The organism is Paenibacillus cellulosilyticus (assembly GCF_003182255.1).
Lineage (GTDB): Bacteria > Bacillota > Bacilli > Paenibacillales > Paenibacillaceae > Paenibacillus_T > Paenibacillus_T cellulosilyticus.
On record NZ_QGTQ01000011.1, the window covers coordinates 52,659 to 64,967 of the forward strand.

Sequence of the window (12,309 nt, forward strand, 5' to 3'; positions counted from 1 at the left end):
GAATGGATTATACGGAGGTTCACGCGAGTTTCGTTCGTTATTTTATGGAGTTGACCGGACGACTCGGAGAGAAAAACCCGATTATTTTGTGCAATAACCTGAGTTTCTTGTTCGGACATTCGGTCAATGGACCGGAATGGGGGATTTTTTGTGATTTTAGGTAAAAATGATTGCGTTTACAACCTATATCCTACCCAAATTTGTTATCATTAGTGCGAGTTCAAAAAGTTTTCTAGTTGGCTGATCTATACAGAAGGGACGACACCATCTATGAAGCTGATCCGATGGCGATGGTCCAGTCTTCGCGCGAAGCTGCTCGTCATGTTCGTTCTGATCTCGTCGGTTCCGATGACTGTAGTCGGCCTCGTCTCCTATCAGAAATCGTTCGCGACCATATCCGGTCACAGCAAAGCGTCCGCCCTGCTCGAAGCCGATCGGCTCGCTCGAGATATCGACGGCTTATTCCAGGATACCGGCAAGCTGCTGGAGCTGGAGGAGAACCCGCAGGTGCTGCGCTTCCTCTTCACTCAGAGCGACACCTACGAGGATGCCAAATCGATACTGCGAACGTTCGAGCTGTACCGCGAAACGTACAAATATGAGGACGTATTGAACATATCGATGGTCAATTTATATGGGCGGGGCATCAGCGAACGCCGTGGCGTGTTCCAGCTGGAGCGCAACCCGCTGCGCAATCCGCATTTTGTAAAGCTGCTGAGCGAGCCCGATCAGGTGCTCAATGTACCGCCTTCGGAAGCGCTGCTGCTGGATCGCGTCGACGGCTTCGAATATGAAGACCGCAACGTCATCTCCATCATGGCAACGATCAAGCAGCGTATTACGAAGGAAGTGATCGGCTTCATCGTCATCGACCTGGATGACAGCATCGTCCGCAAGTTTTGCGATGACAGCCTGATCGGCAAGTCCGGCTACTTCTATGTCGCCAGCTCCGCTGGCAATCCAATCTTCATGCCGTCCGCGGTGAAGTCCGATGCCCTGCCGATCAAACCAGCCGACCTTGGTCCACGGCTCGCAGACGATCGAGAAGGCTTCGTCGAGCGAGGGGTTGGCAAGCCTTTATTCGTCATGTACTCCACCTCTCAGATGACCGGCTGGAAGATCGTCGGCCAGGTCCCGCTGCAAGAAATTATGAAGGACGCCGATGAGATTCGGCAGCTCATTATATTAAGCTTTACGCTTAGTCTAGCTTTTACGATATCGCTGTACTTCTTCGTTACGACTCGTCTCACCCGCCCTGTCCAAGTGCTCATGAACAAAATGCGGCAGGCTGCAGGCGGCTACCTCGAAGCGAAGGTAAAGCCAACCGGTTCGGATGAAATCGCGGACCTTGGCAACAGCTTTAACATTATGCTTGGCAAAATCCGCGAGCTGCTCGATCAGAGCATCAAGGAACGCGAGAACATTCAGAAGGCGGAGCTCCGCGCCCTGCAGGCGCAGATCAATCCGCATTTCCTCTATAACACGCTCGATTCAATCATTTGGATGGCCGAGGCAGGCAAGAATGAGCAGGTTATCCGGCTCGTGCAGGCGCTGGCTCGGTTCTTCCGAATCGGCTTGAACAAGGGAATGGAATGGGTGACGCTGAAGGAGGAGCTCGATCATGTGCGCAGCTATCTCATTATCCAACAGATGCGTTACCGCGATATTCTCGACTACGAGATTGTCGTGCCAGATTCCCTGCTGAACATTCGCCTGCTCAAAATGACGCTCCAGCCGCTCGTCGAGAACGCGTTGTATCACGGCATTAAGAACAAACGCGGACGCGGCACGATTACGATCGCCGCTTCCGTTGATGCGAGCGGCAACCTGCTGCTTGCCGTCGAAGACGACGGCAGCGGTATGAGCGAACAGCGGCTCGTCGAGCTTCGCGAGCTGCTGGCGAAGGGTCGTCTGCCGGAGAAGACCGGCGAAGAAGTATCGGGAGGCTTCGGCCTCCATAACGTACATCAGCGCATACGGCTGTACTATGGCGAGGCATACGGCGTCGAGCTGTACAGCGAAGCGCAGGCTGGCACCCGCGTCATCCTGAAGATTCCGCACCGCATGGGAGGATCGATTTATGAAAAAAGTGATGCTGGTTGATGACGAGATTCTCATCCGCGAGAACATCCGCGACTGCATTCCGTGGGAACAAGAAGGATTCGCCTATTGCGGGGACGCGCCGGACGGCGAGGTCGCACTTCCGCTAATTGATCAGCATGTGCCGGACATCCTCATTACCGATATTAAGATGCCGTTCATGAACGGCCTGGAGCTAAGCCGAATCGTGCGGGACAAATACCCCGAGATGAAGATCATCATCTTGAGCGGTCACGATGAATTCGAATATGCGCGCGAGGCGCTCCGGCTTGGCGTCGAGGACTACTGCCTGAAGCCGGTCAGCGCCGCTGACATTATAAAGCTGCTGCACGAGGTGAGCTGCAAGATCGATCGGCAGCGCCAAGAGCGCGAGCGGCTGGAGAAGCTGGCGAATCGGCTGGCTGCACAGCGCGATGGGTCAGGAGGTTCGGCTGGAGGCGCTGAGCGGACGGTTAGCGCTGGGGTTGCTATGGATGGTGGGACCGGTGTTGCCGGAACCGCGGCAGCTGTTGTGGCTCCCTCTCATGTGCATATGGACCGCCAGCGGTTCATCTCCTTCTTGAAAGTCGGCGTTCCGGCCGAGGCGGATTCATTCATCCGCGAATACCTCTCCCCGCTTCACCGCATCGACTGGTCAGCAGCAAGCTACGGACGTTATGTATTAAACGACCTGACGGTCGAATGCTGGCAGGCAGCTCGCGAGCTGCTGCGAAGCCCCGAGCTGACGACGGAGGAGAACCAACGGTTCACGCAAGCGCTGGCGGAAGTTCGGTCATCGGAGGATGCCGTTCGGTATCTGCTGCTCGTAGCCGAACAGTTCTGGACATGGCGTTCCCAGGCGGCTGGTCGTTACAGCGATCAGCTGCGGGAAATCAAATCATTCATCGACGCGCACATCGGCAATGACAAGCTGTCGCTTCAGGATGCGGCAGCGCATGTTCGCATGAGCCCCTCCCATCTGAGCAAGGTATTCGCGCAGGAAACGGGCGAGACATTTATCGAGTACGTCATGCAGATGCGCATTCGCAAAGCGATGGAGCTGCTGCTGTCGACGAACGATAAAACGTACGAAGTGGCGTTCAAGGTCGGCTATAACGATGCCCACTATTTCTCGGGCGTGTTCCGCAAAGCAACCGGCATGACGCCGCGCGACTTCCGAAAGAGAGGCGTGACGGGTCGTGAGCAGCATGTTGAACGCTAACGAAGGACAGCGAGCTGTGGCTGTAGAGCATCGCCGCAGGAGGCAACGGCGTGGAGTTCTTGATCGGCTTGCTCTGCGGCGCAGCTTGCATGGTTTGCTTGCCGTAATGCTCGTTATGCTGTTTACGACAGGCTGCTGGGGCGGGCACAGCGATGAGGATGGCAGCGACATGGCAACGATTAGTGGATTAACCGATCCTATTGGCGGCGTTTCTACGAAAGAAGTGAAAGCAAACGTCGTTCAGGACAAAGCGGTTAGCCATAATGGACGAACGTTGACGTTCGGCATTTTGTATCCTTTCGCCCATATGTTCTACGAGACGATCACAGAACAAGCCAAGGCGGCGGCCGGACCGCAGCAGGTCTCACTGCTCGTCCAGGCGCCGGATGAGGCGAATGCGGAGCAGCAAATTCGGATGATGGAAAATATGATCAACCGCCATGTCGACGGCATCGCCGTCGATCCGATCGATGCCACAGCGATGCAGCCGGTAATCGACAAAGCCATTGCCGCGGGCATCCCCGTTATCTGCTTCGAGTCCGATGCGCCGGGCAGCCAGCGGCTGTCGTTCATCGGCGCCGACAACCGGCTCGCCGGGCAGCGGATGGGCGGATTGCTCGACGGACTGCTTGGCGGACGCGGCATGATTTTGGTCGAGACAGGCGCTTCTCATATGGACAGCTTGAACAAGCGGCTCGAGGGGCTGCGCTATTACCTTGAGACCTATACCGAGATTCAAATACTCGATGTCCGCTACAACGAGGGCAGTGAAGCGACGGCGCAGACCGACTTGGAGCAGATGATCGATGACCATCCGCATTTTGACGCGTTTATCGCGCTGGATCCGTTGTCCGTGTCGGCCGCTGTACTCGTCTGGAAAGCGATGGGCCTGAACCGCCACGCCCTCACCTTCGGCATGATGCCCGAGATCGAGGACGCGATCCGCAACGGCCAGCTGACCGCCACCGTCTCCCAATATGAGCAGGAATGGGGCGCGCAGATCGTATCGAGGCTGATCCAAGCCGCTGGAGGCCACAAGCTCCCTGCCTTCTCGGACACCGGCATGACCGATGTGACGATGGAGACGCTGAGCCGAGCGGCGGCGGAGAAGTAGCATTCTTATTTGTCTAACGTACAAAAGAAGGCTGGTCATCCGTGGATTAAAGTCCACCGACGACCAGCCTTTTCATCTACTAAGTATCGAATGTGTTGATCTCGATCTTACGTCCGTCTGGATCATAGAACGCGAGCTCTCTGCCGCAGCCGCCACGGTCCACGATTTCTTCGGTGGCCAGCGGTACTCCATGCTCAATCAATCGCGCATACAGCTCCTCGATCTCAGCGTCCTTCACTCGGAACAACAGTACGGCGTGATTATGCCCTTCATCGTTATTGAAGCTAAGTGGCAGCTTATCCTCGGATCGAACGAAGAACAATGTCAGATCAGACGCCGTATGGAGCACAACTAAACCCGCTCCTTCTTGGAGTGGTGAATGATGAGATGCATTCGGATCAAATCCAAAGATGTCGACATACCACTTCGCAGTCGTATAAGGGTCTTTCGCTGGAAGATACAACGTCATTAAATCCATAAGAAAAGGCTGCTTCTTCTCGACAACTTGCTCGCTCATCGTGCTTTCTCCTCTCTACCCCGTCTGGGTAACATTCAAATATTACCGCACATTCGTTCCCATGTAAATGACTATTTGTAAATATTATCCTTAACGTAATATCGGAGAGAAACGAACAAAAAAAGATGACCCCTGATAAATTTCAGAGGTCATCTTCTTGTATAGAGCTAATCATTAACCGCGGCTGCCGAAAAACTCCACCAGCTCGCTGGCGATGATCGACGTTTCGCCGGCGACGATTTTGAAGCTTTGCGGCTTGTTGAACAGCGCTTCGATCTGTGCCGGGAACGTCTGCTTGATGCCCGTCAGCTGCACCGCTTCGTCGAACTTCGCTGGATGGGCTGTTGCGAGCGAGACGATAACGCCGCCCGTACCGCGCTGCTCTGCTGCTGCAACGCCGCAAGCCGAGTGCGGATCAAGGATGTAGCCGTTAGCCGACTCGAAACGTTTGATCGTGTCGAGGCACTCGTCGTTGTCAACGCCATAAGCGCCGAACTCAGAACGAACCTTCGCCAACGTCTCCTCGTTCACGGACAGGTTGCCTTCACTGCGGAATGCGTTCATGAGCGTTTCAATCGCTGCCGTATCTTCGCCCAGTACATAGTACAGGTAGCGCTCGAAGTTGCTCGCAACTTGAATGTCCATCGACGGGCTGTGCGTCATGCGGAAGTTATCCGGCTTGTAAACGCCCGTATCCACGAAGCGCTCCAAGATATTGTTTGCATTCGTCGCAACGATGAGACGGTCAACCGGCAAGCCCATGCGCTTCGCCAGGTAGCCAGCGAAGATATCGCCGAAGTTGCCCGAAGGAACGCTGAAGCTTACTTGCTCTGCGCCGCCAGCCTCTTGCTCTTGAACGCGGAAGTACGCATAGAAGTAGTACACCGTCTGTGCGATGATCCGTACGATGTTGATCGAGTTGATCGCGCACAGGTTGTTTTTCGATTTAAAGTCCAGATCTGCGAACAGGTCTTTAATGATACGTTGGCAATCGTCGAAGTTGCCATGAACGGACAGGTTCAGGACGTTGTCCTCTGTGACTGTCGTCATTTGCAGCTCTTGCACTTTACTTACTTTGCCATGCGGGTGAAGGATACAGATATTGATGCCTTCTTTGCCGCGTACGCCCTCGATGGACGACGCGCCCGTGTCGCCCGACGTTGCGCCGAGGATATTGATCTTAAGGTTCCGCGTACGCGCAACATACGTGTACAGCTGGCCCATGAATTGAAGCGCGATATCTTTGAAGGCAAACGTTGGACCGTGGAACAGCTCCAACAGGTACAGCTTGTCCTTCAGCTTCGTTACCGGTGTTACTTCCGGATGGCGGAACGTCGAGTAGCTGTCTGCTACGAGCTTCTTCAGATCGTCCGCTGGAATTTCATTATTCGTATACAGATCAAGAATCGCCAGCGTCAGCTCTTGGTAAGACAGCTTCGACCACGCCTTCAGCGTCTCTGCAGATACAGTCGGAATTTGCTGCGGAACGAGCAGACCGCCGTCAGTCGCCAATCCCATAAGAAAAGCATCAATAAAGCCTACTCCACTAACATTGCCTCTTGTGCTCATGTACTGCATATAAATTTCCCTCCTACATATATCGACACCGCGTTGCCCATGCCGATTTAAAGCGCACTGTCCTGCGCCTAAGTCATTAGCGTAATTATACGTTCCGCCCGTACAATCGTGCAAACAATTTTGAAAAAATCCGACATTTCCGTATACGTTCAGACAACACTCAGCGGCAATTCAGATTTGTGGTTCAGACTAGGGTCTGTCTTAAGAATGACAAGACGTTCCAATCCGCTGCACGATTACGCAGCATAAGTAAAGGAGCTTAACAATGTCCGCACAACCTGCGAAAACTGCCGTTCAGCTCGGTCAGAGGGATCGACTGCCCGAGATTCAACTCGTACGTGCAATTGCCATTGTCGGCGTACTATGCGTGCATTCTACGTCTAACGCAACGGTCGAAATGACGAACTCAGGCATTTATTGGCTGTATAATTTCATCAACATTATGGCAAAATTCGGGACACCAACATTTATTTTTCTAAGCAGCTTCGTGCTGTTCTATAACTATATCGACCGTCCGATCGGGGCGGGGATGATGAAGTCGTTTTATCGCAAAAGAGCGGTCGGCATTCTTCTCCCGTACCTGCTCTTCTCCATTCTGTATTCCATCGTGACGCATGTGCTGTACTATTCGGACCAATCGCTTGGCGAATCACTGCACAGCTTCATAGTCAAATTGCTGACAGGCAAAGCTTACACCCATTTGTACTTCGTATTCATTAATGCGCAGTTCTATATCCTGTTCCCGTTGGTCTTGTGGCTGTTCCAGAAGCGTCCGCGTCTGATTGCCTGGTCTATTCCGATCGGTCTGGCGATTCAGTGGGGATTCGTTCTGATGAACAAATACGGCATGCAAATCGCCAATAAAGGCAGCTGGTCTCCATCCTACTTTTCTTATTATATGTTAGGAGCGTTCATCGGCATTCAATACCCACGCATCAAGCAGTGGCTGTCGAATCAGCGCAATAATACGAGCAAGCTCACGTTGCAGGCGGTTGGTTCATTAGCTGGTGCTTGGCTGGCTGCAGGCCTTGCGCATGTATGGATCTGGTATGAAGCTCGACTGTACCATACACAGTATAACTCGCTGCTTTATGAGGGCCTGTGGAATGCTTACAGCATCACAAGCGCGTTGGTACTGCTTGGTTTAGCAGCGCTGGGCGTACGGTTTGGACCGCAATGGTTGGTTCGCGTATTAACGCGGCTAGGCGCATTGTCGTTCGGCATCTATTTGCTCCACCCGTTGCTGCTGCTCGCCTATCGCCATTTCCCGCTGAATACAGGAAATTCGATGCTCGTTCATCTGTGGTATGCAGGTGGCTTTACACTTGCGCTATTCGGTACTTGGATCATCGTTGGATCATGCGCTCGCTGGCTGCCATTCGCATCGGCATTGTTCGGTCAACTGCCAGCTAAGCCGAAGAAGAAGGCACAGGCGGACAACAACCAAACGAATTCCTATCGTGTCCCACTGAGCCGTTAATATGTTGTAGAAAAGCAGAAGAGCTGTCCTCTAAGCACATCCGTGTGCATGGGGGGACAGCTCTTGTTTGTCAAACCCGCCTCATCAACACCAACTGACTAATTATGTTTCCTTACCACTCCAGCTGCAGCTCGCGATAATTGTTCTTCACGTACTGATAACCCGAGTAGACCGTCAGCGCAACCGCTGCCAGCATGATCGATAGATCAATCGGAAAGTCGATTACATACTGGAATGGATAGTTGCCTAGCAGCACGGCGGTGATCGCAACGACCTGAAGCACCAGCTTGAGCTTGCCATGCCTGTCCGCAGCAAGTGCGACGCCCTTCTCTGCCGCCAATATGCGAAGACCGGACACCATCACTTCCCGCCCGATGATAACGACCGCGATCCATGACGGAATCATCGTCTGCTGGACCATCATGATGAGAGCTACCGAGACAAGCAGCTTGTCAGCAAGCGGATCTAACAGTTTACCCAGATTCGTAATCATGTTGTATTTGCGTGCGATGTAGCCGTCCAGCTTATCCGTTGCCGATGCAAGAACAAACAATCCAACCGCCCAGTACAAGCCATACTGATTGATATAGCGGAAGATGGCCAGCCGATCCTCCAGCCACGTCGGATAATGCTGGAATACGAGCATGAACAGCGGAATCATTGCGATTCGGATAACCGTTATTTTGTTCGCAAGATTCATCGTCTCACCTCACGTTATCTAATGTTTTCACCTAAGAACCATTACCACTTTTATACAAGACATAATCCGCTGCATAAAGAAAAAAGACACCTAGTCAGGTGCCTTCGTCGTTGTAGAATAATCTTACCCTCAAAACAAACAAGTCTATACTTTCTTTACGAACTCGGACTTTAATTTCATCGCACCGAAACCATCGATTTTGCAATCAATATTATGATCGCCATCGACGAGGCGGATATTTTTGACCTTCGTGCCGATTTTCAGAACAGACGAGCTTCCTTTAACTTTAAGATCTTTGATGATAGCTACCGTGTCACCGTCGTTTAATACATTGCCGTTAGAATCTTTAACTTGCTCGTTGTCATCATTATTGCTCGCTTCCGATTCTTTGGGCCACTCGTGACTGCATTCCGGGCAAATCAATAGCATTCCGTCCTCGTATGTATACGTCGAGCTGCATTCCGGACAATTCGGGATTTCCGACATCATTCACTCTCTCCTAACCTCAGATGGTATTCTTGTAATTCGGACTGGAAACGATGAAACGGACTTGTCAGTGCTTTGATGTTCTTTTCCATTCGCTTCCGCCTTTTGGGATCATTCTTGCAATGATTCAATTGGTCAATGTTTTTATCCATTTTATCTCTGAGCGTATGAATGAATCCCACCGCTGGGTGCTTCGTCGCCAACTCCTGTAGATCAGCAGCTAATGCTTCACCAAGCTGACGAATGGCGGGCAGGTGCAACGGCTTTTCCGCAGCAAAAATATCTGGCGTATGATCTTCGCGAAAGCTTTGTCCCGGTACCTGTCTCCAGAACGCATTCCATTCCTCCAGATAACCTGTTGCGTATAACAAATATTTTAAATTTCCGCACAACCATGCTGTACAGCTCGTATTGCGTGCTGTACACCCAATACCATTCACAAGATGGTGACAACCGTTACAGCAAGAGCCCCCATACTTGATGCAGACCCTACAGATCGATTCGGAACCGACCTCGTTCAGCGCGTTAACGCCAATCTCAATGACCGCTTGTCTGCTCATGCGCATGGGTTGGGCGTGCGAACCGGACTTCGATTGTTCGCTAGCAATAAAGCTCGGCATCGTTCCCCGCCCTTCGTCAAAAAATCAAATATTCAAAAGTATGAATGTAATAAGCATTATAATGCACAACCATCCAAATAACAATTGATGCAGATCCGTTATCAATAAAGCATGATTTGAAAATGTGCTATTATAGCTATATATTCTTAAGTTCTGGTGTTAAGGAGCATGTGCTATGAATCAGCATCACAATATTCATCACTTTAAAGCCGACTTCTTTAAAGCATTAGCTCATCCCATGCGAATACGAATACTTGAAGTTCTAAGCGAAGGCGATAGAAACGTTAATGAATTACAAAGCATTCTAGGTTCGGAAGGCTCTGCTGTTTCGCAGCAGCTGTCCGTGCTGCGCAATAAAAACGTAGTGAGCGGCATAAAAGATGGAACATCCGTCATTTACTCATTGCGAGATCCGCTGATTAAAGACCTGCTAGCCGTCGCCAAGCAGATTTTTGACAATCATCTCGTTGACGCCATTTCACTGCTTGAGGTCATTCGAAATGAGCAATAACAAGGTGAAACGGCTGTCACCTTCCTTTAATGGCGCAGCGTGTTTCATTCCGGAGAAATCCAGGCTTAAGCCTGGATTTTCAATAAAACAAGGGCATCCATGAGCTATTTCAAGGAGCACCTTGTTTTTTGCTTTTAACTATCCATTTTCGGGAAAACCATTCGAATTCTAACGTTTGACTTTGTCAGCGGTCAACGTTACATTCTCTATATATTCAAATAATCAAATATATAAGAATAGAAGGCGAACAGATGAAATGGACGAGTAGATTCGAAGGCTATCATGCAGCCGCCTTTCGCAGGGATATCATCTCAGGGCTCATCGTCGGCATTATCGCCATTCCATTAGGGATGGCGTTTGCTATTGCGTCTGGGGTCAAGCCCGAATACGGGATCTATACCACCATCATTGCCGGCATATTGATCTCTTTGCTCGGAGGCTCAAGATTTCAGATCGGCGGTCCGACCGGCGCTTTCATCCCCATTTTATTCGCAATCGTCCTGCAGTACGGGTATGACAACCTACTGCTTGCCGGACTTATGGCAGGAGTTATGCTTGTATTGATGGGCTTGTTCAGGCTGGGGGCACTGATTAAATTCATCCCTCGCCCTGTAACGATCGGCTTTACAGCCGGGATCGCAGTCATCATCTTCAGCGGTCAGGTCCAGAACTTATTAGGTCTGAGCGGCATGAAGAAACACGAATATTTTATTCCGAACATGACAGAAATCGCAGTACATCTATCCACCGTTAATATCTACAGCGTCGTCACGGCAGCGATCTGTTTCGCTGCGGCTCTCCTAACGCCGAAAGTACTGCCTAGAATTCCTGGCTCTTTAACGGGACTCATCGCCTCAAGCGTTGTCTCAGCCTTGTTCTTCGATGGGCACGTAGCAACGATCGGTTCCTCATTCGGAGCGATCCCGAGCGAGCTGCCGCAGTTTCGGTTGCCGGACATAACATGGGATCGAGTGCGGATGCTGCTTCAGCCTGCTTTCATTATCGCTATGCTGGGCGGCATTGAATCCTTGTTATCGGCTGTTGTAGCCGACGGCATGACCGGCACTCGCCATAACAGCAATCGCGAGCTGATTGGGCAAGGCATCGCAAACATCGTAACGCCTCTCTTTGGAGGAATTCCCGCGACCGGCGCTATTGCACGGACGGCAACCAATATTAAAAACGGAGCTGCATCGCCGATTTCCGGCATCGTACATGGGATTGTCGTTTTCCTCATACTCATGCTGTTCGCTCCATTCGCTGCGAATATCCCACTTGCCAGTATGGCTCCCATTCTAATGCTGGTTGCGTGGAATATGAGTGAGCGTAAGGAGTTTGTGCATATCCTCAAGACGAGAACAAGCGATTCGATCGTGCTGCTGATTACCTTCACGCTAACCGTACTCACGAGCCTGCCAACAGCTGTCGAAGTCGGCTTAGTCTTATCCGTCCTTCTGTTCGTTAAACGAATGAGCGAATTATTAAAGGTAACCAAAGTTCTACCCGACTCCGCCGATAAACGCGCCAAGGTGAAGGCTTATATGGTTAGCGAAGCCCATGATTGTCCTCAAATCAGCATTTTCAACCTTGAAGGCCCTTTGTTCTTCGGCACTGCTAATATTTTCGAAAAATCAATGAGCACCGTGCTTCGACCCGGACTTCATTTTGTCATTTTGCGTATGACTAAAGTACCTTATGTGGATATGACGGGCGAGTCCAAGCTGGCCCGATTTATCAACGATATCAAGAAAACAGGCGGAACCGTCCTAATCTCAGGCATTCAACCACAGTCTCTGGAAGTATTCAAGAGGACCGCACTACATTCCGTTATCGGAGAGCAGCACTTCTTCGAACATACGGGAGATGCCATCGATTATGCCATAGCTCGACTTGACGGCCATACGTGCAAGGGCTGCAAGCATTTCGCGTTCCGTGAATGTACAGCATTGTCAAATGTTCCGAACGAGCTCGGCGGCCTCTAATAAACAAACAAAGCATCCGC

The 12,309-nt window shown here is 51.3% G+C and carries 11 protein-coding genes; 6 read left to right on the forward strand and 5 right to left on the reverse strand.

Going from position 1 to position 12,309, the window contains the following annotated elements; genetic code table 11:
- The first annotated feature begins 270 nt into the window (after positions 1 to 270).
- From DFQ01_RS15435 to DFQ01_RS15445, 3 genes are read left to right on the forward strand one after another with little or no spacing between them, the layout of a single operon-like run.
- Positions 271 to 2,103 carry a cache domain-containing sensor histidine kinase gene (locus tag DFQ01_RS15435; RefSeq protein ID WP_110044792.1) on the forward strand — a complete coding sequence of 611 codons (1,833 nt, stop codon included), beginning with the start codon at positions 271 to 273 and terminating at the stop codon, positions 2,101 to 2,103.
- The gene (locus DFQ01_RS15440) at positions 2,081 to 3,301 is read left to right on the forward strand and encodes a response regulator (protein ID WP_110044793.1); all 1,221 of its coding nucleotides are present in this window, start codon (positions 2,081 to 2,083) and stop codon (positions 3,299 to 3,301) included. The genes DFQ01_RS15435 and DFQ01_RS15440 overlap by 23 nt, the downstream gene beginning before the upstream one ends.
- Positions 3,288 to 4,415: a sugar ABC transporter substrate-binding protein gene (locus DFQ01_RS15445; RefSeq protein ID WP_245946719.1), complete on the forward strand. Its 1,128-nt coding sequence runs from the start codon at positions 3,288 to 3,290 to the stop codon at positions 4,413 to 4,415. Before DFQ01_RS15440 ends, DFQ01_RS15445 begins: the two co-directional genes overlap by 14 nt.
- A 79-nt stretch (positions 4,416 to 4,494) precedes the next feature.
- On the opposite strand, the gene DFQ01_RS15450 is transcribed toward DFQ01_RS15445, so the two are convergent.
- Positions 4,495 to 4,932 (reverse strand): VOC family protein, encoded by a 438-nt coding sequence (locus tag DFQ01_RS15450; RefSeq protein ID WP_110044795.1) that lies wholly within the window; start codon positions 4,930 to 4,932, stop codon positions 4,495 to 4,497.
- Positions 4,933 to 5,106: 174 nt separating this feature from the next.
- On the reverse strand, positions 5,107 to 6,510 hold the full coding sequence (gene thrC, locus DFQ01_RS15455; protein WP_110044796.1) for a threonine synthase: 1,404 nt from the start codon (positions 6,508 to 6,510) through the stop codon (positions 5,107 to 5,109).
- 265 nt (positions 6,511 to 6,775) lie between these two features.
- Between thrC and DFQ01_RS15460 the strand changes: the two genes are divergently transcribed.
- Positions 6,776 to 7,990: an acyltransferase gene (locus tag DFQ01_RS15460; protein WP_110044797.1), complete on the forward strand. Its 1,215-nt coding sequence runs from the start codon at positions 6,776 to 6,778 to the stop codon at positions 7,988 to 7,990.
- A 112-nt stretch (positions 7,991 to 8,102) separates the two neighbouring features.
- Here DFQ01_RS15460 and pgsA read toward each other — a convergent pair whose 3' ends face one another.
- The 3 genes from pgsA to DFQ01_RS15475 form a co-directional block, all read right to left on the reverse strand.
- A complete protein-coding gene (gene pgsA, locus DFQ01_RS15465) occupies positions 8,103 to 8,690 on the reverse strand; it encodes a CDP-diacylglycerol--glycerol-3-phosphate 3-phosphatidyltransferase (RefSeq protein WP_110044798.1) in 588 nt (195 codons plus the stop codon).
- Between the two features lie 144 nt (positions 8,691 to 8,834).
- Positions 8,835 to 9,176, reverse strand: coding sequence for a zinc ribbon domain-containing protein YjdM (locus DFQ01_RS15470; protein ID WP_110044799.1), 342 nt, complete (start codon positions 9,174 to 9,176; stop codon positions 8,835 to 8,837).
- Positions 9,176 to 9,796, reverse strand: a complete 621-nt coding sequence (locus DFQ01_RS15475; RefSeq protein WP_110044800.1) for a hypothetical protein — start codon at positions 9,794 to 9,796, stop codon at positions 9,176 to 9,178. Before DFQ01_RS15475 ends, DFQ01_RS15470 begins: the two co-directional genes overlap by 1 nt.
- Before the next feature lie 175 nt (positions 9,797 to 9,971).
- Between DFQ01_RS15475 and DFQ01_RS15480 the strand changes: the two genes are divergently transcribed.
- Positions 9,972 to 10,307 carry an ArsR/SmtB family transcription factor gene (locus DFQ01_RS15480; protein ID WP_110044801.1) on the forward strand — a complete coding sequence of 112 codons (336 nt, stop codon included), beginning with the start codon at positions 9,972 to 9,974 and terminating at the stop codon, positions 10,305 to 10,307.
- Positions 10,308 to 10,558: 251 nt separating this feature from the next.
- Positions 10,559 to 12,289, forward strand: a complete 1,731-nt coding sequence (locus DFQ01_RS15485; RefSeq protein WP_110044802.1) for a SulP family inorganic anion transporter — start codon at positions 10,559 to 10,561, stop codon at positions 12,287 to 12,289.
- Positions 12,290 to 12,309 lie beyond the last annotated feature (20 nt).